Source organism: Micromonospora sp. WMMA2032, from assembly GCF_002688545.1.
Classification (GTDB): Bacteria; Actinomycetota; Actinomycetes; order Mycobacteriales; family Micromonosporaceae; genus Micromonospora; species Micromonospora sediminicola.
Genome location: NZ_CP024052.1, coordinates 1,709,675 through 1,735,965 on the forward strand (window position 1 = coordinate 1,709,675; position 26,291 = coordinate 1,735,965).

The 26,291-nt window shown below is 73.7% G+C and carries 26 protein-coding genes and 1 pseudogene; 14 read left to right on the forward strand and 13 right to left on the reverse strand.

Translation table 11 applies throughout. From position 1 onward, the window contains the following. Positions 1-176: 176 nt before the first annotated feature. From CO540_RS07270 to CO540_RS07295, 5 genes and pseudogenes are all read right to left on the reverse strand, one after another. Positions 177-1,751 (reverse strand): ANTAR domain-containing protein, encoded by a 1,575-nt coding sequence (locus CO540_RS07270; protein WP_099161445.1) that lies wholly within the window; start codon positions 1,749-1,751, stop codon positions 177-179. A 532-nt stretch (positions 1,752-2,283) separates the two neighbouring features. Beyond that, positions 2,284-2,976: pseudogene (locus CO540_RS31290) on the reverse strand (sigma-70 family RNA polymerase sigma factor); the annotation flags it as partial. A gap of 221 nt (positions 2,977-3,197) precedes the next feature. Beyond that, positions 3,198-4,412 carry a cation:proton antiporter gene (locus tag CO540_RS07285; RefSeq protein ID WP_099161447.1) on the reverse strand — a complete coding sequence of 405 codons (1,215 nt, stop codon included), beginning with the start codon at positions 4,410-4,412 and terminating at the stop codon, positions 3,198-3,200. Positions 4,413-4,461: 49 nt separating this feature from the next. Then, the gene (locus CO540_RS07290) at positions 4,462-4,896 is read right to left on the reverse strand and encodes a ChaB family protein (RefSeq protein ID WP_253866531.1); all 435 of its coding nucleotides are present in this window, start codon (positions 4,894-4,896) and stop codon (positions 4,462-4,464) included. Positions 4,897-4,918: 22 nt separating this feature from the next. Beyond that, complete coding sequence (locus tag CO540_RS07295) at positions 4,919-5,353, reverse strand: phage holin family protein (RefSeq protein WP_099161448.1); 435 nt, start codon at positions 5,351-5,353, stop codon at positions 4,919-4,921. 139 nt (positions 5,354-5,492) lie between these two features. Here CO540_RS07295 and CO540_RS07300 point away from each other — a divergent pair, with 139 nt between their 5' ends. Then, positions 5,493-6,779, forward strand: a complete 1,287-nt coding sequence (locus tag CO540_RS07300) for a low temperature requirement protein A (protein ID WP_157779075.1) — start codon at positions 5,493-5,495, stop codon at positions 6,777-6,779. Between the two features lie 165 nt (positions 6,780-6,944). Further along, the gene (locus CO540_RS07305; RefSeq protein ID WP_216642353.1) at positions 6,945-7,625 is read left to right on the forward strand and encodes a hypothetical protein; all 681 of its coding nucleotides are present in this window, start codon (positions 6,945-6,947) and stop codon (positions 7,623-7,625) included. 241 nt (positions 7,626-7,866) lie between these two features. Here CO540_RS07305 and CO540_RS07310 read toward each other — a convergent pair whose 3' ends face one another. Next, positions 7,867-8,706, reverse strand: a complete 840-nt coding sequence (locus tag CO540_RS07310) for a L,D-transpeptidase family protein (protein ID WP_099161450.1) — start codon at positions 8,704-8,706, stop codon at positions 7,867-7,869. A gap of 115 nt (positions 8,707-8,821) precedes the next feature. On the opposite strand from CO540_RS07310, the gene CO540_RS07315 reads away from it, so the two are divergent. Further along, positions 8,822-10,030: a DUF2254 domain-containing protein gene (locus CO540_RS07315; protein ID WP_157779076.1), complete on the forward strand. Its 1,209-nt coding sequence runs from the start codon at positions 8,822-8,824 to the stop codon at positions 10,028-10,030. A 66-nt stretch (positions 10,031-10,096) separates the two neighbouring features. Next, on the forward strand, positions 10,097-10,492 hold the full coding sequence (locus CO540_RS07320) for a DUF4190 domain-containing protein (RefSeq protein WP_099161452.1): 396 nt from the start codon (positions 10,097-10,099) through the stop codon (positions 10,490-10,492). Positions 10,493-10,495: 3 nt separating this feature from the next. On the opposite strand, the gene CO540_RS07325 is transcribed toward CO540_RS07320, so the two are convergent. Genes CO540_RS07325 through CO540_RS07335 form a run of 3 tightly spaced genes read right to left on the reverse strand, consistent with a single transcriptional unit; the run spans position 10,496 to position 11,594 of the window. Continuing rightward, positions 10,496-10,927 carry a hypothetical protein gene (locus CO540_RS07325; RefSeq protein ID WP_157779077.1) on the reverse strand — a complete coding sequence of 144 codons (432 nt, stop codon included), beginning with the start codon at positions 10,925-10,927 and terminating at the stop codon, positions 10,496-10,498. Then, a complete protein-coding gene (locus CO540_RS07330) occupies positions 10,924-11,295 on the reverse strand; it encodes a DUF1330 domain-containing protein (RefSeq protein ID WP_099164645.1) in 372 nt (123 codons plus the stop codon). Before CO540_RS07330 ends, CO540_RS07325 begins: the two co-directional genes overlap by 4 nt. Before the next feature lie 29 nt (positions 11,296-11,324). Further along, positions 11,325-11,594 (reverse strand): BON domain-containing protein, encoded by a 270-nt coding sequence (locus CO540_RS07335; protein ID WP_099161454.1) that lies wholly within the window; start codon positions 11,592-11,594, stop codon positions 11,325-11,327. Between the two features lie 228 nt (positions 11,595-11,822). On the opposite strand from CO540_RS07335, the gene CO540_RS31180 reads away from it, so the two are divergent. Further along, a complete protein-coding gene (locus CO540_RS31180) occupies positions 11,823-13,541 on the forward strand; it encodes a serine/threonine-protein kinase (RefSeq protein WP_099161455.1) in 1,719 nt (572 codons plus the stop codon). A 30-nt stretch (positions 13,542-13,571) separates the two neighbouring features. On the opposite strand, the gene CO540_RS07345 is transcribed toward CO540_RS31180, so the two are convergent. Further along, on the reverse strand, positions 13,572-14,669 hold the full coding sequence (locus CO540_RS07345) for a PP2C family protein-serine/threonine phosphatase (protein ID WP_099161456.1): 1,098 nt from the start codon (positions 14,667-14,669) through the stop codon (positions 13,572-13,574). Continuing rightward, positions 14,662-15,465: a potassium channel family protein gene (locus CO540_RS07350; protein WP_098746563.1), complete on the reverse strand. Its 804-nt coding sequence runs from the start codon at positions 15,463-15,465 to the stop codon at positions 14,662-14,664. The genes CO540_RS07345 and CO540_RS07350 overlap by 8 nt, the downstream gene beginning before the upstream one ends. Positions 15,466-15,479: 14 nt before the next feature. On the opposite strand from CO540_RS07350, the gene CO540_RS07355 reads away from it, so the two are divergent. From CO540_RS07355 to CO540_RS07365, 3 genes are all read left to right on the forward strand, one after another. Further along, a complete protein-coding gene (locus CO540_RS07355) occupies positions 15,480-16,001 on the forward strand; it encodes a MarR family winged helix-turn-helix transcriptional regulator (protein ID WP_099161457.1) in 522 nt (173 codons plus the stop codon). Positions 16,002-16,121: 120 nt separating this feature from the next. Beyond that, complete coding sequence (locus CO540_RS07360; protein WP_091573785.1) at positions 16,122-16,568, forward strand: CBS domain-containing protein; 447 nt, start codon at positions 16,122-16,124, stop codon at positions 16,566-16,568. Next, positions 16,565-17,863, forward strand: a complete 1,299-nt coding sequence (locus tag CO540_RS07365) for an ArsB/NhaD family transporter (RefSeq protein ID WP_099161458.1) — start codon at positions 16,565-16,567, stop codon at positions 17,861-17,863. Before CO540_RS07360 ends, CO540_RS07365 begins: the two co-directional genes overlap by 4 nt. Here the strand turns inward: CO540_RS07365 and CO540_RS07370 are convergent. Then, positions 17,845-19,170: a sodium:proton antiporter gene (locus CO540_RS07370; protein WP_253866533.1), complete on the reverse strand. Its 1,326-nt coding sequence runs from the start codon at positions 19,168-19,170 to the stop codon at positions 17,845-17,847. The two genes, CO540_RS07365 and CO540_RS07370, sit on opposite strands and share 19 nt — an antisense overlap. A 233-nt stretch (positions 19,171-19,403) precedes the next feature. Here CO540_RS07370 and CO540_RS07375 point away from each other — a divergent pair, with 233 nt between their 5' ends. The 4 genes from CO540_RS07375 to CO540_RS07390 all read left to right on the forward strand — a co-directional run bounded on the left by CO540_RS07375 (position 19,404) and on the right by CO540_RS07390 (position 24,048). Beyond that, positions 19,404-20,765, forward strand: a complete 1,362-nt coding sequence (locus tag CO540_RS07375) for a TrkH family potassium uptake protein (protein ID WP_371682292.1) — start codon at positions 19,404-19,406, stop codon at positions 20,763-20,765. Beyond that, positions 20,758-21,435: a TrkA family potassium uptake protein gene (locus CO540_RS07380; RefSeq protein WP_172967805.1), complete on the forward strand. Its 678-nt coding sequence runs from the start codon at positions 20,758-20,760 to the stop codon at positions 21,433-21,435. Before CO540_RS07375 ends, CO540_RS07380 begins: the two co-directional genes overlap by 8 nt. Positions 21,436-21,559: 124 nt before the next feature. After that, entirely contained in the window at positions 21,560-22,447 is an 888-nt protein-coding gene (locus CO540_RS07385) for an ABC transporter ATP-binding protein (protein WP_099161460.1), read from the forward strand. Then, positions 22,444-24,048: a polyketide antibiotic transporter gene (locus CO540_RS07390; protein WP_099161461.1), complete on the forward strand. Its 1,605-nt coding sequence runs from the start codon at positions 22,444-22,446 to the stop codon at positions 24,046-24,048. The genes CO540_RS07385 and CO540_RS07390 overlap by 4 nt, the downstream gene beginning before the upstream one ends. 14 nt (positions 24,049-24,062) lie before the next feature. Here the strand turns inward: CO540_RS07390 and CO540_RS07395 are convergent, their stop codons facing one another. Further along, complete coding sequence (locus CO540_RS07395) at positions 24,063-24,512, reverse strand: GbsR/MarR family transcriptional regulator (protein ID WP_099164646.1); 450 nt, start codon at positions 24,510-24,512, stop codon at positions 24,063-24,065. A gap of 82 nt (positions 24,513-24,594) precedes the next feature. Between CO540_RS07395 and CO540_RS07400 the strand changes: the two genes are divergently transcribed. Together CO540_RS07400 and CO540_RS07405 are read left to right on the forward strand one after the other, a co-directional pair. Continuing rightward, on the forward strand, positions 24,595-25,509 hold the full coding sequence (locus CO540_RS07400) for an ABC transporter ATP-binding protein (protein WP_099161462.1): 915 nt from the start codon (positions 24,595-24,597) through the stop codon (positions 25,507-25,509). Then, positions 25,502-26,290 carry an ABC transporter permease subunit gene (locus CO540_RS07405; RefSeq protein ID WP_099161463.1) on the forward strand — a complete coding sequence of 263 codons (789 nt, stop codon included), beginning with the start codon at positions 25,502-25,504 and terminating at the stop codon, positions 26,288-26,290. The genes CO540_RS07400 and CO540_RS07405 overlap by 8 nt, the downstream gene beginning before the upstream one ends. The last annotated feature ends 1 nt before the right edge of the window (position 26,291 follow it).

The window sequence follows — 26,291 nt, forward strand, 5'->3', positions numbered from 1 at the left end:
CCCTGTGCGCCTGCGATGTCCGGCCGGACCGGGCCGGAAACCTCGACGCGCCGCCTCGTGCAGACGCTGAGGTGTATCGCGGAGAGCGGGCGCCATCCGCCGCCGAGGGGCGGTCGACCCGAGCGGACCCGCGGGCCAGGACGAGCCACTGGCGGAACCGACCAGGCGCGGCGACGTCAGCGGCGGGCCACCGCGCCGTGCACCTCGGCCACCCGGCCGTCGGGGTCCACGACGGGCTCGGCGACGAGTCGCACCGGCCATGCCGCACCGCGTCGACGGACGGAGAACTCCACTTCGGTCGGCTCGGCCCGCTCCACCAGGGCGCGCAGCGCCGCCCGCACCCGGGGCGCGTCCGACGGCGTCGCCCAGCGGTGCAGGGCGCCCAGCGGCAACGGGCCGTCGGCCGGGTCCCGGCCGAGCACCCGGTAGGCACCCGACGACCAGGCGACGGCGTCTCCGCCCAGGTCCCACTCGACCCAGCCGACGTCACCGGCCCGCTCCAGCCGGGCGGACCGGTCCGCGGCCCGCCGCTGCTCGTCGTGGTAGTGCCAGCTGGCGAGCAACCCGTCGCCGAACGGGACGGCGCGGAGGCTGAGCAGCACCCGGGTCGGCCTGGCGCCGCCGGCCCGCCACGCCGGGCCCGGGCCCCAGTGGAACGGACGCCCGTCGTGCAGGGCGCGGGCGCAGCCGGCGACGATGCCGTCGTCGGCCGCCGACGGGTGCAGTTCGAGCAGCCGAAGACCGGTGAGCGCGTCCCGGCCGCGCTCCGCGCCGTCGGTCGCGTCCGGGCTGCACCGGTCGAGGCGGAAGTCGACGACCCTGCCGTCGTCGTCGCGGACCGGGCACCAGAACGCCACCGACCCGGGCAGCGCGTCGAGCACCGCCTCCAACCAGTGGGCGGCCGGCGCGTCCCCGGTTGCCCCGGACAGCGCCGACAAGCGCCGACCGGCGGTCTCGGCCAGAGCGCTCAGATACGCCCGTTCCCCGTCGTCGAGATCCCGATGGGTGTCCCAGCTGATCGCGGCCACCCCGATCGTGTGGCCGGCCCGGCGCAGCGGGAGGCAGACCCGCACGGCTCCGCCGCCGATGAAGTCATAGCCCCGACGGCGGGCCTCGTCCCGGGTCAACCACAGCGGGTCGCCGTCCACGGCCGCGCGCAGCAACGCCATGTTGACCGTGCCGGGCGCGCGTTGCCACAGGCTCGCCACGGATCGAGGCAGCCCGTACGAGCCGACCAGCCGGACCGCGCCGTCCGGTTCGAGCAGACCGAGCAGCGTCGAGTCGGCACCCAGGTGGCGTACGGCCTCCGCCAGCATCTCGGCCAGCGCGTTCGCGTCGCGGGCGGTCGCCATGGCGGCTCGGGCCAGATGGTAGCGACCGGCGGCCTCGGCGGTCAGGGGCACCGGCCTGCCGGCGGCCGGCTCCGGCGGGGGCGCAAGCGGGCGCAGGTAGCGCTCCGGCCGGAACGCCTCCGGCGGGGGCGGCGGGGCCACGGGCGGCGGGGCGACGGCGCCGAGCAGGCCGGCCGCCACGTCCACCAGCCGGATGTTGCTGTGCTGCGAGATCCGCCTCAGCTGCGTGAACGCCTCCTCCGGCGAGCAGCCCTGCCGAGCGATCAGCAGGCCGGTGGCCTGTTCCACCACCGCGTGCGCCCGCCGCTCCCGGCGCAGCGCGTCCAGTTCGCGTTGCAGGCGCTGCACGGTCGCCACCAGGGGCGGTGCCGGGGCAGCCGCGGCCCGCCGTCGCGTCATACGTTCTCCCCGCCGTGGGTCCGTCGTCGCGACTCGACCCTATCTCCGCGGGTGCCCGCCGGCACGGCGGCGACATCCGGTCCGCCTCGGCGGCCCCCGGCCCGACCCGGGACTCGCGGGTGCCGGTGCCCCGGACCGGGAGGCAGGGAACCAGTCGGGTCAGGCCCGCCCGCCGCAGCAGGCTCATCCCGTTCGGCGGCAGGTTGACCAGCGTCAGCCGGGCCCGCACGTGGGCGCAGGCCCGGCGCAGGTCCAGGACCGTCCGGGCCAGGCGGGGCGACTCGACCGACGCCCGCCGCAGGTCCACCACCAGCGCGCGGGGCCGTTCGGTCAGCGCCATCCGGGTGAGCCGGTCGCGCAGCAGGTCCACGCCGTCGTCGTCGAGGACCCCCGTCACGGACGCCACGGTGGTGGTGCCGGCGCGGCGGAACACCACGCGGACCCGACCGGCGTCGGCGGGCTCCTCGGCGGTCATCTCCCGCCGCAGCAGCCCGATCGCCCGGCGCAGCAGGCGCGACACGTGCATCTGCGAGATGCCGAGCAGATCGCCGATCTGCTCCTGGGTCTGGTTGCCGTGGAAGTAGCGGATCACCACGCCCCGCTCCCGCTCCGGCAGGTGACGCAGCGCCGCCAGCAGGTCGAGCCGGTCGCAGAGGCCCTCCACCCGGGAGTCCCGCTCGGCCAGCAGGTCCTCCCGCTCCCCCGCCTCGTCGTCCCCACCGGCCGGCCGGTGCAGCGACACGTTGCGATACGCCCGCCCGGCGGCCAACGCCTCCACCACCACGTCGACCGGTACGCCCAGGTGTCCGGCGACCTCCTCGGCCCGCGGCACGCGCTGCGACCGGCGGGTCAGTTCGGCCTCGGCCGCGTGCACCAGCAGGTACCGCTCCTGCAGGCCGCGGGGGACCCGGACCCCCCAGCCGTGGTCCCGGAAGTGGCGCTTCAACTCGCCCAGGATGGTCGGGGTGGCATAGCCCGCGAACGGCACCCCGCGCCGCGGGTCGTACGCGTCGACCGCCTTGAGCAGGCCGTAGCAGGCAACCTGAACGAGGTCGTCGAGCGGCTCGCCCCGGTGGGCGAACCGCCGGGCCAGCGCCACGGCGAGCGGGCGGTGCACCTCGACCAGGCGCTCGCGGGCGCGCCGGGCGGTCGGGCCGACGGCGTCGTGCAGCAGGGCGAACAGTTCGTCGACGCCGGCGTCGGGGCGCAGCACGGACATGGTCATGGGAGTCCTCCACGGAAGGCGGCGGATCAGCGGTCACGGGGGGCCGGCCACTGCAGCGTCGTGACACGCGTGCGGGCAGGGACGAGCCCCGGAGGTGCGCGCTGAGCCGTCAGGGTGGACGTGGTCGTCCTGGTGCCGTTCGTCGACACCGCGGCTGCGAAGCGCGAGCTACCTCGATCGCTTTCCGGGGAGGTCGCCGGCAAACGCCGGCGGGTCGACCGTTACCGCTTCGAGATCTCGTGGTGTCCGGCGGCATACCAGCGGCGGCCCGGCATCGCGGTGGCGCCGTGCACCACGACGCTGAGCGTGACGACGAGGCTGCCGGCGGTCCAGAGCAGCGGATCCCGCGCGCCCTCGTCGGCACTGAAAGCCAGGTAGAACAGCGCGGACACGCCGATCGGGCCGAACCAGCCGAGGAAGACCAGCTCCCGCCAGGGCAGCCCGAGCGGCTTCCGGAGCGCCAGCACCACCGGCAGCCGCCGCAGCAGCAGGACCGCGACGGCGAACAGCGGCAGCCGCCAGCCGGCGTCGAGCCAGCCGCGCCACGGCAGTTCGACGCCGAGCAGGAAGAACAGTGGCAGCACCAGGTATCGGGTGAGCGAGTCGTCCAGCTTCTGCTCGGCGATGCGGGGCTGGTCGCCGACGACCCAGTTGTAGGCCAGCCCGGTGACGAACGCGGCGAGGATGCCGTCGGTGTCGAGCACCCGCGCGACCCCGAGCGCGGCGATGCCGAGCAGCACCGCGAAGACGAGCAGCGAGCCCTGGTCGAGGGTCTCCCGGCGGCTCGCCGCGCGGACGGCGTGTCCGGCCAGCCAACCGAGCAGCACGCCGACGATCACCGCGCCGAGCACGCCCCACACCGCCGCGGTCACCTGGTCGGCCCACGGCTGCGCGCCGATGCCGGCCAGGGCGAGCACGACGAGAGGAAACGCGAGCCCGTCGTTGCCGCCGGACTCGCCGCTGATCACCTGCCGGAGCCGGGCGGGCAGTTGCCGTTCGGCCGGGCCGCCGGAGACGATGCTGGAGGCCAGGACCGGGTCGGTGGGGGTCAGGCAGCTGCCGAGCAGCGCGGCCAGGCCCAGCGGCATGCCGAGCACGAACCAGGACAGGCCGGTGCTGAGCAGCGCCATTCCGAGCATGCCGGCGGAGAGCAGCACGAGCACCGGGCGCAGCACGGCTCGGTAGCCGGCGAGCGGGAAGCGCAGCGCGACCGCCATCAGCGACACCGCCAGCAGGGCCCGGCTCACCTCACGGTTCAGCTCGGCGCCGAGCCGGTCACCGACGTCGACCAGACCGAGCACCGGGCCCGCCAGTGCCCCCAGGGCGAGCGCCAGCAGCGGCTCGGACAGCACGGTCCGGCGGATGGCGCTCGACCAGAAGGCGAGCAGGACACCGAGACCCCCGACGAGGGCGTACGCGAGCAGCAGCGGATTCATGCCCGCCCGCTACCCGTCGCGGCATCGCCCACTCGGCCGTCTCGCCGCCTCACGTGCGCCGGGCGCGGGCGGTGGCCCGGGCGTTGGCCTTCTCGATCGCCTCGACCAGCTCACCCTTGTTCATGTTCTCCGGGTCGTCGATGCCGACCCTGCGGGCCACGTCGTCCAGGTGCCCCTTGCCGGCGTTGGCGTCCACCCCTTGGGCGGTGGGCCGGTCGCGGTCGCGCGAGGCCGGGGTGCCCTGGGCCGCCTGCGGGTCGGAGGGACCCTTGTGTTCCTTGGGTTCCCAGTGGTCGCCGACCTTCTCGTGGGTGTGCTTCAACGACGCGTAGGCGGCACGGTGCGCCCGCTCGCCGTCGCCGTAGCTCTCCTCGGCCGACTCCAGCGTCTTCTTGTACGTGCGAACCGCCTTGTCGTCCGAGCGCGCGATGGTCGACGGGACGTCGTCGCGCATCTCCTCGGCCTGTTCGTGCTTGTCCGGCATGTCGCTGCCTCCTGCTCCGGTGTCACCTGTCCAGTTCGTCGCGGGCGGCGTCGACGCCGGCGGGCAGCACCCGACCGGCGGTCTCGGTGACCATGTCGCGCACGTCGTCCGCGAGCCGCGCCGAGGGACCTCCGGCCGCCCGGAGCTGCGCCAGCCCCGCCCGCCCCAGCACCACGGCGGCGACGAGGTAGCCGGCGGTGAGACCGGCGGCGGCAAGCCGGCGCGGGAGCATCGTCTCCAGCACGCGCAGCACCGTGGTCGACGCCGCGCCGGCGCCGAGCACCAGACAGCCACCGGCGGCAGCCAGCAGGACGACGCCCACACCCGCCGGTCGGGCCGCCTCGCCCACCTGCGCGCGTACGGCTCGCACCTCCTCGCGGACGACGTCGGCCACGTCCTCGGCGAGTCGCTCGGTCGGGCTCCGCCGTCCGTCCCCTCCGACGGTCCCCTCGCTCATCGCACCTCCCACTGCGCCGCCGCGTGCCCCGCCGCGTACCCGCGGAGACGCGCCGCACACCGCGATGCCGCAGCTTCCAGTCGGTGGGTGCGACGGCAAAGGTGGGACTCCGCCGCGCCGGATGCCCGAGACTGGCCGGATGAGCAGCCCGCCGCGCCTCCGCCGGTCCCGGTGGCTGATCCCGGTGGCGCCGGGCAGTCGGGTCACCCGCCTGGAGCTGTTCTACGACCTGATCTTCGTCTTCGCGTTCCTCAACGTCACCGGACTCGTCGCCCGCGATCTGGCGGCCTCCCAGGTGGCGGCCGGCATGGTGGTGGTGGCGCTGCTGTGGTGGTGCTGGACCGGCTTCGTCGCGCTCGGCAACGTGGTCCGCGCCGACCACGGCGTCCTGCCGGTCCTCGGCTTCGGGATCATGGCCGCGGTGTTCGTGCTCGCGATCGCGATCCCCCAGGCCTTCGTCGACCAGCCCGACGACCTGCCCGGCCCGCTGGTGTTCGCCACCTCCTACCTGATCGTGCGAGCCCTGACCTCGGCCGGGTTCCTGTTCGTGCTCACCCGCGCCGGGCACACCCGCGTGCAACTCGCCGCCGTCACCGTCCCGCCGGTGCTGGCCGCCGTCCTGATCGGGCTGTCGGTCGCCGCGCCCCGGTGGGTGGCCGCCGACGCGGTCCTGGAGACCCGCCTGGTCCTGTGGACCGCAGCCCTGCTCGTCGAGTACTCGGTGGGGCTCTTCCTGCCCTACGCGCACTGGTCGCTGCCGTCGGCCGGGCACTGGGCCGAGCGGCACGGCCTGATCGTGCTCGTCGCCCTCGGCGAGGTGGTGATCTCGCTGGGCATCGGACCGGGCCGGTTCGACCGGTTGGCGCTGACCACCCGGGTCATCACCGCGTCCGTGCTGGGCATCGCGCTGGTCGCCGCGCTGTGGTGGCTGCACTTCGACAGCCTGGCCGCCGGTGTGGAGCAGATCCTGCACGGCGTGCGGGATCGCGTCCGGGTGCCGCTGGCCCGCGACGTCTACACCTACCTCCACCTGCTCACGATCCTCGGCGTGGTGACCACCGCCCTGGGCCTCAAGCTGCTGCTGGAAGCCGTCGCCATGCGGCACTCCCCGCTGTCCGGTCCGGTCAGCGCGGTCCTGCACGGTGGAGTCGTGATCTACCTGGTGAGTCAGGCGGCGATCGCCCGGCGCGCCTTTCGTCGGACGAGCCGCTCCACCCTCGTCGCCGCCGTGCTGATCGCCGCGCTGACGGTGCCCGGCGCGCACGTCGCGCCGCTGGCCGCCTTGACGACGCTCGTCGTGGCCTGTGGTGTGCTCGCGGTGTTCCAACGGATGACCGGCGAGCGCAGACGGATCAAGGCATCGCTGCGTCGCGAGGAGCACGCCGTCGAGGAGGCGGTCAGCGCATGGCGGAAGGAGTATCTGTGAGGCGCTCGCACTGCGGAACCGCTCTCCGGTAGTCCCATCGCACCTCGCTCGTGGCACCTACCTCGTGTCCACTCGTGCCGGGAGCGTCCGCGTGCCTGTTCGCCGGACGTCGCGCGTGTCGCGAGCGGCCGTTCCCGGGTCCGGGCGCGGGTAGGCTACGGCAGGGTGAGCGACGATCCCGGCCGGCGACGACGTGAGGACGACGCCCGCCTCAACGGCCTCGCCCACCGGCTGGACAAGCCGATGGGCGTCCTGGGGCTGCTCTTCCTGTTGCTCGTCCTGGCCCAGGCGTTCGTCCACGACGAGCCGCTCAGCACGGTGCTCACCGTCACCAGTTGGATCCTGTGGGCCGTTTTCGTCGCCGAGTTCACGCTCCGCGCCTGGACCGCCCGCCACCGCGCCGGCGAGTTCTGGAAGCACAACTGGTGGCAGCTGATCTTCCTGGCCGTGCCCTTCCTGCGGTTCCTGCGGGCGGCGAGCTCGCTGCGGGCGGCCCGGGGCGGCGGCGTGGTCGCCGCCGCGATCCGCGGGTCCCGGTCCGCCGGCCGGCTGCTCACCGACCGGCTGGCCTGGCTCGCCGTGGTGACCATGGCCGTGATCCTCGCGGCCGGGCAACTGCTCGTGGTCACCGGCTCCTACCGCAATCTTCCCCGTGCCCTGCACGACGCGGCCTACGCCACCATCACCGGTGAGCCGCTGCGCGTGAACGACACGTTCGCGCAGATCCTGGAACTGGTGCTGGCCGCGTACTCGGTGGCGGTGTTCGGCACCCTGGCCGGCGCGCTCGGCGCGTTCTTCCTCAGCCGCGAGCGGGCCGAGGAGCAACGCCGCCAACCGGAGGAGTGAGGGCCGACCCGTCAGTCGAGGTGGTCGTCGTGGGGTCGCAGGCCGAGCATGACGCGGAGCAGGAGCAGCGGCGTGGCGGATCCCCCAGCCGGTGAACATCTCCGGACCGAGCAGGTGGTCGGCGACGTCCCGGGCCCGGTCGTCATCGACGATGCCGCTCCACGAGGGCGTCCATGCCGCCACAGCAAGAGGGGCCGTTCCTTGTGGACGAAAAATGTCCGACAGTTGCCCGCCCGAGCGTTCAGTACACCCAGACCTGGGTCTTCTTCGGGAGCACGTCCTGGGCCCACAGCCAGTCCATCGCCGGCAGCGTCACCCGCACGCAGCCGTGCGACGCCGGATACGGCGGGACGCTGGTGTAACCGTGGATGGCGATCCCCTGCTCCTGGAAGTACTTCGGCCGGTACAGCCGGCCGAGCGGGCCGTCGCGCCAGCCGTCGACCTGCCAGTCGATGGTCCACCGGCCGCGCGGGGTGTCGGCCAGGTAGGTCTCGCCCTGGTACGTGTAGTGCTCGAACGTGCCGGTCGAGGTGTTGAAGATCCGGCTCACCTCGCCGTCGTCGACGATCATCAGCAGCTGCCGGTCCAGGTCCACCTCGGCGAGATGGCCGTCGGTGCTGCGGGCGTCCGGGCGCTTCCCGCCGTCGAGCGCGGCCCGGGTCTTCGCGCCGACGATCCCGTCCGGGCGCAGGCCGGCGGCCTTCTGCAGCGCGTAGACCGCCTGCTCGGTGAGCAGGCCGTACGTGCCGTCGGACTCGCCGACCCAGTATCCGAGCCGGTCCAGCCGCTCCTGCAGTGCCCGGACCGCGTCGCCGGTGTCGCCACGACGTAGGGCCTCCCGCGCCCCGCCGTCGGGCGTGCCCGACGGCGACGGACTCGACGGCGAAGGCGACGCCGTGGTCGAGGCGGGCGTGGGCGTCGCACCGGTCGTCGGGGCGGTCGGCGGGGCCGGTGGCGGTGTCGACGTCGCCGGCCGGCTCGGACCGGACGAGGCCGGCTCCGGATCCTGCTCGGCGCCGCAGCCGGCCGCGAGCACCAGCAGGGCGGCGGTGACGGCTGCCGTGACGTGTCGGTTCCTCATGATCAGCGTGCCGGGTTCCGGCCCACTCCTCTCGTGCGTCCGGTCGGGATCCCCCTCCAGGTAAACAGACCCGCCGGCAGGTATGCAAAAGGCGCGTACCGGGGACTACGGGGGAATGAGCGGCACTCCGCGTACCCTCCGGTCCCGCCTGGCGGCGGCGTGGTCGGGGTTCTGGCTGGTGCCGGCGGCGTTCGCCGCCGGAGCCGTGCTGCTGGCCCTCGGCCTGTCGGTGGCCGAACTGCGGCTGGGCCTGCCGACCGGCGGGTTCCTGCCCAGCAGCGTGGCCGGCGCCCGGTCGCTGCTGTCGTCGATCATCACCGCGATGATCTCGTTCACCGCGCTGGTCTTCTCCATCACCGTGGTGGCCGTCCAGCTCGCCAGCAGCCAGTACTCCCCCCGTGTGCTGCGGACCTTCCTGCAGGACCGGATCACGCAGGCAGCTCTCGGCACCTTCCTGGCGACCGCGCTGTTCGCCATGGTGGTGCTGGCGGCACTGCCGGCCGGCTCCGACGCCCGGCTGCCGGAACTCTCGCTCGCCGTGACGATGACCCTCGTGCTCGCCAGCAGCGGGTTGTTCGTCTACTACCTGCACCACGTCACCACCGTCATGCGGGTCTCACACATCATCGCCGCGGTCGGCGCCCAGACCCGCCGGGTGATCGAGGAGCAGTATCCGGTCGGCCCGGCCGCCGGGCCCGTCGCGCCGCTGACCCCGCCGGTGCAGGTGATCACCGCGGCGCAGCCCGGCATGATCCAGCACGTCGACCTCGGCCGGCTCGCCGCGCTGGCCCGCGAACACGACTGCGCCCTGTCGGTCCTGCCCGCGCCGGGCGACTTCGTGGTGGCCGGGCAACCGCTGATCGCGGTCCATCCGATGCCCGGCGGACCGCTCCCGGCGACCGTGCCGGAGGCGCGGGCGTGCGTCGCGGTGAGCCTCGGCGTGGAACGGACCCTGGGTCAGGACGTCGGGTTCGGGTTCCGGCAGCTGACCGACATCGCCGAGCGGGCCCTGTCACCCGGGATCAACGACACCACCACCGCGGTCCGCAGCGTCCAGGAGATGCACGACCTGCTGCGTCGTCTGGCCGGCCGCCCGGGTCACCGGCTTCTCGTCGACGACCCTGACGGCACACCACGGGTACGGGCGCGGGCGCAGGACTTCGACGGTTTCCTCGCGGTCGCGGTCGACGACGTCCGGCGGGCGGGACGCGACCAGCCGCGGATCACCCGCCTCCTGGACGATGTGCTGGCCGACCTGCGTTCCGTGGCGCTGCCGGAACACCTGCCCGACATCGCCGGCAGGACCGAGAGCAGGCAGGCATGAGTCGACGGTGACGGGGGAAGCGGCCGGCACAGGCCGGCGCCACACGGCGTGGCGGAGGGGAGTGCCATGACCGCGTCCAGCGAACCGGCCCGCGGGGCCGGCGCCTCGACCCGCTCCCGCCGGGCCCGAGCCGGTACGGCGGCCAAGACCAGCACGGCCGCCGCGCTCGCGCTCGTGTTCGGCGTGTCCGCGCTGTTCAGCGTGCTCACCGCCATCCTCGCCTGGATCGGCGTGGTCCTCGCCATCGTCGGCATCGTCCTGGGCATCGTCGGCCTCAAGATGGCCGCCCGGCCGGGAGTCACCGGCCGCGGCGTGGCGATCGGCGGGCTCGTGCTCAGTGTGATCGCCCTGCTGCTCGGGCTGGCGCTCGGCGCGGGCATCACCACGTTCCTCAACAACGAGGGCGCGGTGGAGCGGCTCCAGCAGCAGGTCGACGACCTGCGTGACCGACTCGACAACTGACCGTCAGTTCCAGCCGGTCACCTTCTCGGCGGCGAGCGCCCGACCGCCCTCGAAGTCCCGGTACGCGCCGGCGGGCCCGAGCCGGTAGCGGTCGGACAGGTCGCGGTAGGAGAAATCGACGACGGTGCCGCTCACGGTCACCAGTTGCGGCGGTTCCGCGCTGACCGGATCGACGGACAGCACGAGCAGCGTCCCGTCGGTGAAGTCGACGTCGCGCACCACGAAGGCGGTGCCGGTGATGACGCGATCGACCGTTGCCGTCACGGTGAGACGCGCGCCCACCTCGGCTCGGGCGACCGTGCCCAGCCGGACCGTGGGGGTCGGCTCCGGTGACGGCCGCGGGTGCTCCGGTTCGCCGGCGCAGCCGGTGGCGAGCAGGACCGCCGTCGACAGGGCCGCCAACTGCCTCCGCCGTCGCGGCTGGGTCGGGCTCACCCCTCGGTCCAGGGGACCGTGGGTTGCAGTACGGCCTCCTCCAGTGCCGCGGTCCGCCACCGGGTCACCTCCTGGTAGTCAGGGTCGGCGACCATCCGGCTGAACGCCGCCCGGCTCGGATAGCGCACCAGCAGCACCGCGTCCCACGCCTGCCCCTCCTCCGCCACCAGCGCCGGCCCGCCGTCGCCGGCGTAGAGCACCTCGCCGCCGTAGCGGGGCAGGAACGTCTCCCACAGGGCGGCGCCGTACCGCTCGTAGGACTCCCGCCCGCCCTCGGCGAAGCGCAGCAGGTTGAGCATGACCACCGGAGCGTCGGGATCGGCGGCGAGGAACGCCTTCAGGTCCCGACCGACGGGATCGACTGCCATGATCCGTTTCTCCTGTCCCGCCTGCGGCGTCACACCACGTACACCCGGACGTTGACATCCTGCACCCCGGACACGGCCCAGGCGAGTGCGCGCGCACGGGCCAGCGCTTCGGCCGAACCGACCCGTCCCTCCAGGATGACCACCCGGTTCTGCGCCTCCACGCAGATGCGCTCGTGGCGCAGCAGCGGGTCACGATTCATCTGCTCGACCACCTGGCAGGCCAACCGGGTGTCGTTCGCCGCCGGGCCGTCGTGGAACGCCGACGGCAGTCCCTCCGGGAAGAACCACGGGTAGGTCATGACGCGTCTCCTCACCTCTCGATAGGCGTTCTTCACGCCCTACCCCGAGTGTTCAACCGGCAATACGACAGGTCCATGACGATCCGCACCCGCCTTCGTGACACCTGGCGGTCTGACCGTCCGACCCGCACGGGCGGCTGTTTTTCCTGCTGGAGAGCCGGGTAGGAGGCCGAACTGTCACCGCGTTCGGAGCGGGACGGCCGGCGCGACCACGGAAGGAGGTCCGCGATGCGGGTGTTGGCGGGACGCTACCGCCTGGAGCGACAGGTCGGCCGGGGCGGCTCGGCCGTCGTCTGGCAGGCGGTCGACCAGTTGCTCGACCGGACGGTCGCGGTCAAACTGCTCGCCCCCGGCCCGGCGGAGGACCCCCGATGGCGTGGGGCGGTGCGGAACGAGGCGCGAGCCGCCGCGCGGCTGGAGCACCCGAACGTCGCGGCGGTCTACGACTACGGTGAGGCCCGGCTGTCAGGGCTGCGCCGGGTGCCGTTCCTGGTGCTGCAGTACGTCGACGGCGAGACGCTCGCCGACCGGCTGCGCCGGACCGGTCCGCCCGGATGGCCCGACGGCGGACGAATCTGCGCGGAGGTCGCGGCCGGGCTCGCCGCGATCCACCAGGCGGGGTTGGTCCATCGCGACGTCAAGCCGGGCAACGTGCTGCTCGCGCCCGAGGCAGCGAAGCTGGTCGACCTCGGTGTGGCGCTCGCCGTCGGCTCCGCCACGGTCGACGGCCGCGGTGAGATCCGCGGCACGCCCTCCTACATGGCACCGGAGCAGCTACGCGGCGAGCCGGCCGTGCCCGCGTGCGACGTCTACGCCCTCGGCCTCCTGCTCACCGAATGCCTCACCGGACGACGTCCCGCTCTGCCGGACCGGCACGGCCGCGACGAGCACGAGGCGACGCTCCGGATCGACGGTGTGCCCGAGGCCGTCGACGATCTGCGTCGTCGCTGCCTCGTACCCGATCCCCGCGAGCGGCCGGACGCGGACACCGTGGCGCGGTCGCTCGCCATCGCCGGCGCCCCCGACGCGGTGCGGGTGCGGCCGGCCGCCGGTGCGCGCCCGGACCCCCGGCCCACGACTCCCGAGTCGCCGGGGAGGCGCCGGCGGACGAGGCTGCGACGCGCGGCGCTGGCCGGCGGCCTCCCGGCGGTCCTGGCGGGCGCGGCACTCGTCGCCCAGCTTCCCGGCTCCGGTTCGATGCAGGACGCCTACGGCGCGCCCGAGACGACGCCGAGCGCGGCCTTCGGTTGCACCGTCACCTACTCCGCCGAACGTGCCGGCGGCACGTTCGGCGCGGAACTCACCGTGGAGGTGACCGGGGGGCAGCCGACCGGACGGCCGGTGCTGCTCTTCCGACTCTCGCCCGGCCAACGCCTGGGCGCGCCGATGGACCGGTGGCAGTCGGGGCGGCTGGTGCGGCTCCCCCTCCCGTCGGACGCCTCGTCACCGGTCCGGGTGCCGCTGCGCGGCACCTACACCGAGCCGACCCGGTCCGGGCCGGACGGCTTCACGCTCGCCGGCGTGCCCTGCCGCCGGTCGGCCGCGCTGGTCACCATCGCGGGCGGCGACAAGCCGCGGTCGGGCGCGCCGACCACGGCCGCACCGCGTACAACTGCCGGCGAGCCGGCGGCGCCAGGCACCACCGGGCGCGTGACGCCGCCGCCGCGGCCCGCGGTGGACGAGACTCCGGCGAGCCCGCCGCCCTCGACCGGGAAGCCCATCGCAGGCAACACACCGTCGGCGCCGTCGTCGCCGTCGGCCACCACCTCCGGGCCGACGACCAACCCGACCGGATCCGCCGACTCGACCACGAGCCCGTCCGCCTCCGCCCCGGCGCCGCCCGGCCCGGATGCTTCCGCCCCTCCGGCCGCTCCGACCTCGGCGGCCCCGACCGCCGCCCCCGCCCCGACCTCGGCCGCCCCGACCGGCACGGATGTCCCGGTCTGACCTGCCGTCCTCGGCGGACCGGCCGGAGCGTCACCGACCCCGACCGACGTCGGCATCGTCATCCGGCAGTCGTTCGATCAGCAGCAGCGCGAGATCGTCGCGGGGCTCACCACCGACGTGCGTGCGCACCGCGCGCCAGATCGCGTCGAGCGCCTTCGGCAGGGAGGAGGCGGACAGCGGACGGTCGAGCAGCCCCAGCGGGAAGAACCGGCCGGCCTCGTCGCGCGCCTCGATCAGCCCGTCGGTGTAGAGCAGCAGGCGGTCGCCGGTCGCCCAGCTGTGGTGCGCCGGCGGGGTACGTCGGCCCCCCAGCCCCAGCGGCCGGTCCGGCTCGTTCTCGTGGAGCGGAACGGGGGTACGCCCGGGGTGGTGCCGCAGCGGCACGGGATGCCCGCAGCTCATCACCCACAGGTCCGGCCCACGGACCTCCAGCAGCACGGCCGTGACGAAGGTGACCCCGTAGGCGGGCCGCGGTTCCCGGGCGACCAGGGCGTCGAGATCCGTGGCGACCTCCTCCAGCCGGTCACGCACGATCGCGGACTGCCGGAAGGCGCCGATCACCGCCGAGGCGAGCTGCACCGCCGGTAGTCCCTTGCCGCACACGTCGCCGATGATGACGCGCACCCGGTCCGGTCCCGGCACGACCTCGTAGAGGTCGCCGCCCACCCCCGCACCCCGCTGCGCGGAGACGTACCGGGCGCCCAGCGCGACGTCGCCGATCCTGGGTGGGACCTCCCGCAGGATGGCCTTCTGGGTGACCCGCACGATCTCGCTCATCCGCCGGATCCGCTCCTCGCGCAGTGTGCGGGCCCGGGCCACGTACAGTGCCGCGACGCTGACCGCGATGACCACCGCGACCCGCAGGACGTGGTCGAGGCTGCCCAGGGTCTGGCTCGGCAGGCCGGCCAGGACGGCGGCGGCCGTCGCCGCGGCGGACGCGACGGCGGTCCGTCTCGGCGTGTCCACGGCGGCGGCCAGCAGCGGGGCCAGGGCCAGGAAACCGATGAGTACGGCGTGTGCGGCGGCCGCCACGTCGACCAGCAGCACGACGGCGATGAGCGCCAACGCCGCGGGCAGTCCGAGCCACGACCGGTGACCGGAGTCGGCGGAACGCCCCGGCTCAGTCATCGACGGCGAGCCGATCAGGCACCCCGGCGGCGGAGGACCCCGATTCCAACCTCGCCCGCAGCGCGGCGATCTCGTCCCGCAGCGCGGCGACGTCGGCGGCCGTGGCCGGCTCCGGTCGGTTCCGGTCGGCGACCCGCTCGACGATCCAGGTCGCGAGCGACCCGGTCACGAAACCGATCAGACCGATCCCGCCGACCATGAGGCCGAGCGCGACCAGCCGTCCCGCCGTGGTCACCGGGAAGAGATCGCCGTACCCGACCGTCGTGATCGTCACCGCGGCCCACCAGAGGGCGTCGGTGAACGAGGTGATCGAGGCGTCCGGCGCCGCCCGTTCCGCGTCGAGCACCGCCAGCGCCGACACGACCACCAGCAGCACGGTCGTGGCGCTGACGTACAGGGCGAGGCGGCCACGGGCCCAGTCGGTGGTGCGCCGGGTCAGGTTCAGCACGACGGTGACCAGCCGGAGGGCCCGCAGCGGACGCAGGAACGGCAGCACCAGCACGGTCAGGTCGAACAGGTGGGTACGCAGGAACCGCAGCCGGTCACCGGCGAGCGCGAACCGCACCAGCAGGTCGACCCAGAAGAGCAGCCAGATGGTCAGACCGGTGGCCTCGCAGGCGACCACCCACCGGCGGGAGAGCTGCGGCACGAGGATGGGCCACGCGTACGCCACCAGGAAGACCACGGACAGCAGGGTCAGCGGGGCGGCGCTGAGCTGCTCCCAGCGCCCGATCGCGCGCCGTCGGAATCCGTCCCGCTGGTCGAGGACCACCCCCGCCACCTTTCCTGTATCCATGCAACCATTGTGCGGTGGAACTCTACGTGCCGCCCGAGGCGCCGGTGACCGACCCCGAGTCGGCCCTCGTCGCCCGACTCGCCGCGCTGAGCCGGGTGATGGTGGGCTTCACCGCGCGGACGCTCGCCGGCCTCGACACGGAGCTGACCCTCTCCCAGTACCGCACGCTGGTGCTGCTCGCCGCACGCGGACCGCTGCGGACGGTGGACCTCGCCACCGTCCTCGGGGTCCACCCGTCGACCGCGACCCGCGCCTGCGACCGGCTGGTCCGGCGCGACCTGGTGGCCCGGCGGCAGGGCACCACCGACCGGCGGGTGGCCTGGCTGACCCTCACCGAGGCCGGACGCGACCTGGTCGGGCAGGTGGTCCGGGGACGGACCGAGCGGATCCGCGACCTCGTCCGCGCCGCGGGCGTGGCCTCCTCCGCGGACGCGGCGAGCCTCGTCACCGCCCTGGTGGCGGCTGCCGGCGAGCCCACCGAGGACCAGTGGTGGCGGGAGTGGGCCGGCAGCGTCGGTCGCGAGCCCGGTGTCTGAGCGTCCACCCGGTCACGGAGCGCCTCCAGGCTCCCGCACCCCCCGGGCTGGATGATCATCGGAGCACCGACGTCCGGTCGGCCCACCCACCGTCACGTCCACCGAATCCCAGGAGTTGTCGTGCGAGCCCGAGACCTGGCCGTTCCCTTCCCGACCATCACCGTCGCCACCTCGGTCCTGGAGGCCGCCCGCCTCCTGGCCGGACACAACCTGCCCGGCCTGATCGTGGTCGACGCCGCCGGGCGTCCGGTGACCGTCCTGCCCGGCACGCAGGTGCTGCGACTGGTGATCCCCGGCTACTGCCGGGAGGACCCGACCCTGGCCCGCATGATCGACGAGCCGGCCGCCGACATGTTCCTGCGGGGAGCCGAGGGCCGGTCGGTCGCGGACCTGCTGCCACCGGAACGGCTGGCGCCACCTGTCGTCGGCCCGGAGGCCACCGTCCTGGAGGTGGCCGCGGTGATGGCCCAGAAGCGCAGCCCCCTGGTCGCGGTGGCACCGCCCCGCGAGCCGATGATCGGCGGCATCACACTCGACGCCCTGCTCGACCGGATGCTCGCCGCATGACCGCGACTGCCTGGACGGCGGTGGCCGTCTTCACCGTCGCGTACGTGCTGATCGCCACCGAGAAGATCCACCGGGTGGCCGCGGCGCTGGGCGGGGCGGCGGTGATGTTCCTGATCGGCGCGACCGACACCGCGCACGCGTTCTTCTCCGAGGACGCCGGCGTCGACTGGAACGTGATCTTCCTGCTGATCGGCATGATGCTCATCGTCGCCGTCCTGAAACGCACCGGCGGGTTCGAGTACGTGGCGGTGTGGGCGTCGAAGCGGGCCCGAGGCCGCCCGTACCGGGTGCTGGTGATCCTGGTGGTGATCACGGCGGTGGCGTCGGCGGCGCTGGACAACGTCACCACCGTCCTGCTGATCGCGCCGGTGACGTTCCTGGTCTGCGAGCGCCTCGGCGTGCCGGCCGTGCCGTTCCTCATCGCCGAGGCGATGGCCTCGAACATCGGCGGCACGTCGACGCTGGTCGGCGACCCGCCGAACATCATCATCGGCAGCCGGGGCGGCCTGAGCTACAACGACTTCCTCATCCACCTGGCCCCGTTCGTGGCCCTGCTGATGGTGGTGTTCCTGGGCCTGTGCCGGGTGCTGTTCCGCGACGCGTTCCGGTACGACCCGGAGCGGGCCGCCCAGATCGCCGCCCTGCACGAGGGCGATGCCATCCGGGACCGGCGGCTGCTCGTCCTCGGCCTGGCCGTGCTCGGCGCGGTCACCGCCGCGTTCGTGCTGCACACCACCCTGCACCTGGAGCCGGCGGTGGTGGCGCTGCTCGGCGGCCTGCTGCTGCTCGCGCTCTCCCGCCTCGACGCCGGCGAGATCAGCCGTGACGTCGAATGGCCCACGCTGGTCTTCTTCGCCGGTCTGTTCATCATGGTGGGGGCGCTGGTGAACACCGGCGTGGTCGAGCAGATCTCCCGCGCCGCGATCGACGTCACCGACGGTCGCCTGCTACCCGCCTCGATGGTCCTGCTGTGGGGCTCCGCCGCGCTGTCGGCGCTCGTCGACAACATCCCGTACGTCGCCACCATGAGTCCGGTCGTCGCCGACCTGGTCCACGCCCAGGGCGACGCCGGGCAGTCCCGCGTCCTGTGGTGGGCCCTCGCCCTCGGCGCCGACCTGGGCGGCAACGCCACCGCCGTCGGCGCCTCCGCCAACGTGGTGGTCCTCGGGCTCGCCGAACGGGCCGGGCAGCGGATCAGCTTCTGGCAGTTCACCCGGTACGGCCTGGTGGTCACCGTGGTCACCGTCGGGCTCGCCGTGCCGTACCTGTGGTTGCGCTACTTCGCCCTCGCCTGAGGGTCCGTCGTCGCGCTGTCGTCCCGCCCGGTCCGGTCGGTGTCCGCCGCGTCCGCGCCGACCACGACCCGGTGCCGCGGAGCGGCGTCGGCGCGGCGGACCCGGCGGGCGCGGCGGATCCGGCGCAGCACACCGTGCCAGTTCGGCGTCTCGGCGCTGTCGTCGAACGCCCGGGCGATCACCACGTCGGTCGAGGAGTGGGCCAGGATGGAGATGACGATGGTCAACGCGACGAGGTGGAACACCTCGTCCGCGGCGCCGATGCCGGCCTCCAGCACGAGCAGCCCGTAGACCACCGAGGCGAAGCCCTTCGGGCCGAACCACATCGCCGCGGCCTGCTCGCGCAGGCTCAACCCGGAACGCAGGAACGACACCCACAGCGCGAGCGGCCGGGCCACCACGATCGCCAGCAGCGCGAACACCCAGCCCGTCCAGGGGATCTCGCCGAGGAACCCGGGGGAGATCAGGGCCCCGAACACCAGCAGCGCGGCCAGTTTCAGCAGCTCCGCGACATTTTCCCCGAAGTGCTCGAACGCGGCGCGCTCCCGCGGCCCGAACGTCGCCACCGTGATACCGGCGGCGAACGCGGCCAGGAACAGGTTGCCGTGGGTGGCCTTGCCCAGCGCCAGCACCAGCAACCCGATCGCCACCCCGTTCAGCGGCGCGTACGCCGCCGACGCGGCGAAGAACCGGGTCCGCTCCAGCGCGATCGCGAGCAGCGGCACCAGCACGCCGATCGCCAGGCCGACGGCCAGTTCGGTCGACAGCTCCCCCAGGTGCAGGTCGTCCGAGCCGGCGGCGACGGCCAGCAGCACCACCACGAACGGCAGCGCCAGCCCGTCGTTCACGCCCGATTCCACGTTGAGCAGGTGCCGCAGCCGGGCCGGCACCTTGTCGTTGCCGACCAGCGCGGCGGCGAACACCGGATCGGTCGGTGCCAGGATCGCGCCGATCAGCAGCGCCTCGGGCCAGTCCAGGCCGGCCACGTAGTGCGCCAGCACGGCGGTGACCAGCAGGGTCAGCGGCAGGCCCCAGCCCAACGCCCGGCCGGGCAGCCGCCACGCGCTGCGCAGGTCCGCCCAGCCCACGCGCATCCCGTCGGTGAACAGCACCGCGAACAGCGCCAGCTCCGCCAGCTGCGCCACGATCGGCGAGTCCGCCTGCAGGTGCAGCACTCCGGTGGTGCCCTCGCCGAGGGCGAAGCCGGCGACCAGGAACAGCGCGGCGGTCGACAGGATCGTCCGCTTGGCCAGCGCCGACACCAGCACGGCGGCGAGCAGGACGGCGGCGAAGCAGAGCAGCAGCACGGGGACCTCCGGCGGGCACGGCGAAGCAGGGTGCCGACCAGACTTCCCGGCGCTCCACGGATCCGGCCGATCATAACGGGCCCGCGCCCGGGCCGCCTTCGCACGTCACCCCGGGGCCGACGCTGATGATCGCCACCGCCGCCGGCATGACAGGATCCAGGCGTGACGCGGGCAGGACAGGTGGAGCGGACGAACCCGGCGACAGGACCGGGGCGGGCGGGCCCACCGTGGCGCTGACCGCTCGACGGCCCGTCTGGCAGCGCCGGAGCGCCCGTTTTCGACATCCGGCCCAGGTGATCTCCGTCGGGTTCGGCGCGGCCATCGCGCTGGGCACCGGTCTGCTGTCGCTGCCGGTGGCCACCGCGTCGGGCCGGCGAGCGCCGCTGGTCGACGCGCTGTTCACGGCGACCTCGGCGGTGTGCGTCACCGGCCTGGCGACCGTGGACACCGGCAGCTACTGGTCGCTGTTCGGGCAGGTGGTCATCCTGCTGCTGATCCAGGCCGGTGGCCTGGGCATCATGACGCTGGCCACATTGTTCACCGTGCTCGTGTCGCGCCGGCTGGGGTTACGGGCCCGGTTCCTCGCGCAGGCGGAGACGAAGAGCCTGGACCTCACCGACGTACGGGGGGTGGTGCGGCGCATCGTGCTGTTCAGCCTCGCCGCCGAGACAGTCGTGGCAGTGGTGTTGACGCTACGGTTCGCCCTCGGGCACGGCGAAGCGGTCGGGGCGGCTGCGTATCACGGCGTGTTCCACGCGGTGTCGGCGTTCAACAACGCCGGCTTCTCCACCAACGCCGACAGCCTCGTCGGCTATGTCACCGACCCCTGGATCACGCTGACGATCTCCGGGGCGGTGATCCTCGGCGGCCTGGGTTTCCCGGTGGTGTTCGAGCTCGCCCGGTGCTGGCGCCGGCCCGCGGCGTGGTCGGTGATGACCCGCCTGACCGTCACCCTCACGGCTGCCCTGCTGGTGCTGGGCACCGTCGTGCTGACCTTGGCGGAGTTCACGAACCCCGCCACGTTGGGCCCGCTCGGCGGTCCGGAGAAACTGCTGGCCGGGTTCTTCGCCTCGACGATGACCCGCACGGCCGGTTTCAACAGCCTGGACATCGGCGCGATGCGTCCGGAGAGCCTGCTCGCCAGTGACGTGCTGATGTTCATCGGCGGCGGCAGCGCCGGCACCGCCGGCGGGATCAAGGTCACCACGTTCGGGCTGCTCGCGTTCGTGCTCTGGTCGGAGATGCGCGGCGAGACCCACGTCCACGTCGGGAACCGGCGCATCCCGGCGAGCAACCAACGGCAGGCGCTCGCGGTGGCGTTGCTGAGTGTCGGCGCGGTGGCCGCCGCCACGTTCACCCTGGTGGTGATCACTCCGCACGGACTGGACCGGGCACTGTTCGAAGCGGTGTCGGCATTCGCCACCGTCGGGCTGTCCACCGGGATCACCGGCAGCCTGCCACCGCAGGCGGACCTGCTGCTGATCGTCCTGATGTTCGCCGGCCGGATCGGGCCGTTGACCCTTGCCTCCGCGCTCGCACTGCGGGAGCGGACCCGACGTTTCGAACTGCCCGAGGAGAGGACGATCGTTGGCTGACCTCAACGAACCCGTGGTGGTCATCGGCCTGGGCCGGTTCGGCTCCGCGCTGGCCCTGGAGCTGATCAGCCGCGGCACCGAGGTCCTCGGCATCGACCACCGGCCGAAGGTGGTCCAGGCTCTGTCCGGCCACCTCCCGCACGTGGTCACGGCCGACTCCACCGACATCGAGGCGCTGCGACAACTCGGCGTCGGGGAGTTCCGGCGCGCCGTCGTGGCCATCGGCACCGACATCCAGGCGAGCATCCTCACCACCAGCCTGCTGTCCGAGATCGGTGTCCCCGACATCTGGGCCAAGGCGGTCAGCGACCAGCACCGGCACATCCTCACCCGAGTCGGCGCCCACCGGGTCGTCGCGCCCGAGCACGACATGGGCGAGCGGGTGGCCCATCTGCTCTCCGGCCGGATCCTCGACTATGTCGAGGTCGACGCCGACTTCGCCGTGGTCAAGACCACCCCGCCGCGCGACGTCGTGGGCGTGCCGCTACGCGAATGCCGGCTCCGCAGTCGCTGGGGCGTCACCGTGGTCGCGGTCAAGCCGCAGGCTCCGCCGCCCGGCGTGAGCGCGGAGTTCAGCCACGCCACCCCGGACACGGTGCTCGCCTACGGCGACCTGATCCTCATCGTCGGGCCGATCGACAGCGTGGAACGGTTCGCCGCCAGCGAGTAGGCCGTCTGCGTCGGATCGATGACGGGCAGCCCTTCCCCGGTCACCGGATCGTGGGTACGGTGGCCGCTGGTGTGCCGGGAAGCCTGGTCGGCGTTCGTGATCGTCGTCGACCGGAAGGCCCCTGATGACCGCACCTGCCATCCGCACCGACCAGCTCACCAAACGCTACGGCCGGCTCCTCGCCCTGGACGGGCTGGACCTGACCGTCGACGCCGGTGAGGTGTTCGGGTTCCTCGGCCCCAACGGCGCCGGCAAGTCCACCACCATCCGGTTGCTGCTCGGCCTGGCCCGACCCACCGCCGGCCGGGCCCGGATCTTCGACGTCGACGCCGGCGACGTGGCCGCCGCGCACCGACTGCTGGCGTACGTGCCCGCCGACGTCTCGCTGTGGCCGCAGCTCACCGGCGCGGAACTGCTGGACCTGCTCGCCGCCACCGGCCCGGGCGTCGACGTCGCATACCGCGCCGATCTCGTCGCCCGCTTCGACCTCGACCTGTCCCGGCCGGCCCGGACCTACTCCACCGGCAACCGGCAGAAGGTGGCGCTGGTGGCCGCGTTCGCCACCCGCGCTCCCCTGCTGGTGCTCGACGAACCCACCAGCGGACTGGACCCGCTGATGGAACTGCAGTTCCGCCGTGCCGTCGCCGAGGCGCGCGACAAGGGACAGACCGTGTTCCTCTGCTCCCACCAGCTCGCCGAGGTGGAGGCGGTCTGCGACCGGGTGGGGATCCTGCGGGCCGGCCGGCTCGTCGACGTCGCGACCGTGCCCGAGCTGCGGCGGCTGCACCGCAGCGAGGTCACCGCCCGGTTCACCGGCCCCGCACCCGACCTGGCGGGCGTGCCCGGCGTCGACCTGCTCGACCAGTCGGACGGGACGCTGCGCTTCACCCTGGCCGGCCCGCCCGGTGCGGCGCTGCGCGTGCTCGCCGCCGCTGAGGTCACCGCCCTCACCGTACGCGAACCCAGCCTGGAGGAGATCTTCCTCGACTACTACGGACAGGCCGACCGGTGAGCGCCGCCGCGCCCACCGCGCCGGGCCGCGCGGTCACCCGCCTCGCGGCCCGTCAGGTGCGCCGCCCGGCGCTGGTCGTCGCCGCGGTGACCGTCGGCGTGTCCGCCCTCGTCGTCGCCACCTACGCCCGCACCGTGGGCGACCCCGCGGCGGCGCAGGCGCTGGCCGCGCTCGCCGGAAACCCGGCCGTCCGCACCCTGTTCGGTGAACCCGTCGCCCTGGACACCGCCGGCGGGTTCGCCGTCTGGCGCACCGGCACCGTCCTCACCGTCCTGCTCACCACCTGGGGTGCGCTGGCGACGACCCGGCTGACCCGGGGCGAGGAGGAGGCCGGCCGCTGGGACCTGCTGCTGGCCGGCCGGCTGACCCCGGCGGCCCTGTTGGGCCGGCACCTCGCCGTGCTCACCCTGGCGATGGCGTCGACCGGGCTCCTGCTCGCCGGGGCGCTCACGGCCTTCGGGACGCCGACGGGCGGGGCGCTGCTGCACGCCACCGGACTCGCCCTGGCCGGACTGACCGCGGTCGCGGCGGCGGCCTGCGCCGCGCAGATCTTCCCCACCCGCGCCGGCGCCACCGGCGCCACCCTGGCCTTCCTCGGTGTCGGGCTGCTGGCCCGCATGGTCGGCGACGGCGTGTCCGCGCTGGCCGGGCTGCGGTGGCTGCCCCCGTACGGGCCGCTCGCCCTGAGCCGCCCCTACCATGACGACAGCTGGACTCCCCTGCTGGCGCTCGCCGTCACCGCGGCGGCGCTGGCCTGCGTCGCGCTGGTCCTGGCCGGCAGGCGCGACGTCCGGGCCGGGCTGCTGCGTCCGCCGGCGGGTCGGGCGCCCCGACGATGGCTGCTCGGCTCCGTCGGCGCCTTCGCGGTCCGGCGCGCGGTACGCCCTCTCACGGGTTGGTCGACGGGCATCGGCGTCTACTTCCTGCTGATCGGCCTGCTGGCCGAGTCGCTCACCGGCTTCCTCACCGACAATCCTCGGTTCGCCGACCTCGCCGCCCAGGCCGGCTTCGCCGGTCTCGGCACCGTCGAGGGATACACCGCCACCCTCTTCGCGCTGCTCGCCGTTCCGGTCGGCGCCTTCGCCACCGCCCGCCTGACCGCGTTCGCCGCCGCCGAGAACACGGAACGGTTGACCCTGCTGCACGCCGGACCGGTCAGCCGCGTCCGCCTGCTGACCGTCGAGGTCGTCGCCACCGTCGCCGGCACCGCCGTCCTCGTGGCCGTGGCCGCCGTCGCCACCTGGGCCGGTACGACGACCGTCGGCGCCGGACTACCGCTCACCGCCGCGCTGGCCGGCACCGTCAACGTCCTGCCGGTGGCGCTGCTGAGCGCCGCGGCCGCCACCCTCGCGGTCGGACTGGCGCCGCGGGCGGTGGCGACGATCGGCATGCTGCCCACCGCGGGTGGGTTCCTGCTCACGGCGACGGTCGACAGCGTCCACGCCCCGGCCTGGGTCGGCTCGCTGTCCCCGTACGCGCACCTCGCCGCCGTGCCGGCCACGGCACCGAACTGGACGGCAGCCGGCGTCATGGTCACCGGTGCCGTCGCCGTGATGTCAGCGGGAAGCTGGGCCTATGCCCGGCGGGACCTGCGGCTCTGACGGCCGGCACGACCTCAGCGACGCCGGCCGTCCCGCCACCGGTCGATCAGGACCGGCAGTTCCCGCCAGAGGTAGTCGTAGAAGTCGCGCATCTCGGCGAGGCGGGCGCCGGCGACGCTGTCCGCGCCGGTCGCGGTGATGCCTTCGTCGGCGGCTTCCCGCATGGTTCCGATCATCGCGTTCTGACCGGACATGAGCGTCGCCCACGCGCCCTCGCGGAGCCGGAAGTGCTCCCGACGGCTGCCGGGGGCGGGCACCCGTTCGATCAGCCCGACGGTCGACAGCGACTTGAGCGCGGTGGACACGCTGCCGGAGCTGATGGTGAGGGTGTCGGCGATCTCGCCGGCGGTCATCGTCTCCCGCTCGGTGAACAACAGCGCCGCCAGCACGCGGGCGGTCATCCGTTGCAGGCCACCCTCGGTGAGGGCCAGCGCCAGCCGCTCCGCCGGATCGCTGAGTGCCATCCGCATCCTCCCTACTCGATCGGCCGGATCGTAACATCTTGCACTCTTCAGAATTCTTTGAAACTTCGGTACTCTGCAAGATATGGGCGACGTGATCCAGCTGGAGAAGCTGACCAAGACGTACGGCCGCCGCAGGGGCCTGGTGGACCTGGACCTCTCGGTGGCCGAGGGTGAGGTGTTCGGCTATCTGGGCCCGAACGGGGCCGGCAAGTCGACCACCATCCGCGTGCTGCTGGACCTGATCCGACCGACCAGCGGCCGCGCGCTGCTGTTCGGCGACGACCCGCGCCGGCACGCCGTGTCCCTGCACCGGCGCGTCGGCTACCTGGCCGGTGACTTCGTCGTCAACCCGCGGCAACGGGTGGCCGAGTGCCTGACCTTCCTGGCCGGCCTCCGCGGTGACACACCGAGGGCCCGCATCGACGAGCTGGCCGGGCGGCTGGAGCTGGACCTGACGGCGCGCATCGGCGCCCTGTCGAAGGGGAACCGGCAGAAGGTCGGCCTGGTGCAGGCGTTCATGCACCGCCCGGCCCTGCTGATCCTGGACGAGCCGACGTCGGGGCTGGATCCCCTGGCGCAACAGACCTTCCTCGACCTGGTCCGCGAAGCCAGAGCCGCCGGGCAGACGGTGTTCATGTCGTCGCACATCATGAGCGAGGTCGAGGCGGTCGCCGACCGGGTCGGCATCATCCGGGAGGGCCGCCTCGTCGCGCTCGACACGGTGGCTCGACTCCGCGACCGCAGCGTGCACGAGTTCCAGGTCACCTTCAGCGGCCCGATCGACAGATCCGCGCTCGCCGCCCTCCCGGAGGTGTCCGACCTGACCGTCGACGGACCGACCGCGAGATTCCAGCTCGCCGGCAGCCCCGACGGACTCATCCGTGTCCTCGCGCGGCACCGGGTCGCCGCGCTGCGCGCCACCGAACCCGACCTGGAACAACTGTTCCTCACCTACTACCAGGCCGACGCCGCGAGCAAGGAGACCACCCATGCCTGACGTCCTGACCAAGACCCTGTGGGACGGCCGGCGCGGCCTGGCCGGTTTCGCCGCCGGCACCGCCCTGATCGGCGCCGCGTACGCCGGCTTCTACCCGCAGGTCGCCGACGGCGCGATGGGACAGACCGTCCAGGGCTTCTCCCCCGCGCTACGCGAGGCGCTGCGGATGGACGACCTCGCCTCCGCCGCCGGGTACCTCGGCTCCAGCGTCTTCGGCATCATCGTGCCCCTGGTCGCCGTCATCTTCGGCATCACCACCGGCACCCGCGCCATCGCCGGCGACGAGGAGGCCGGCTACCTCGACCTGCTCCTCGCCCACCCGGTCGGCCGAACCCGACTGCTGCTGCACCGCTTCGCCGCGCTCACCGTCGGCGCCGCCCTCATCGCCGGAGTGGTCCTGCTGGCCATGCTCGCCGTCCGGCCCGGCGCCCGGCTCGACAGCATCAGCGTCGGCCAGTTCACCGCCCAGTGCCTCGCGCTGGCGCTGCTGATCGTCGTCTTCGGGACGGTCGCGATGACCATCGGCGCGGCCACCGGCAGCCGGCCCGCCGCACTCGCGGGCACCGCAGGCGTCGCCGTCCTCACCTACGCCGCCGGCACCGCAGCCACCCAGCTCGACGCCGACGCCCTCCGTTACGCCTCCCCCTTCCACTACTACATCGGCGGAGAGCCGCTCCGGAACGGTTTCCAATGGGCCGACCTGGGCGTCCTGACCGCCGTCGTCGCGGTGCTACTGAGCATCGCGGTGAGCACATTCAACCGGCGCGACCTCACCAGCTGAG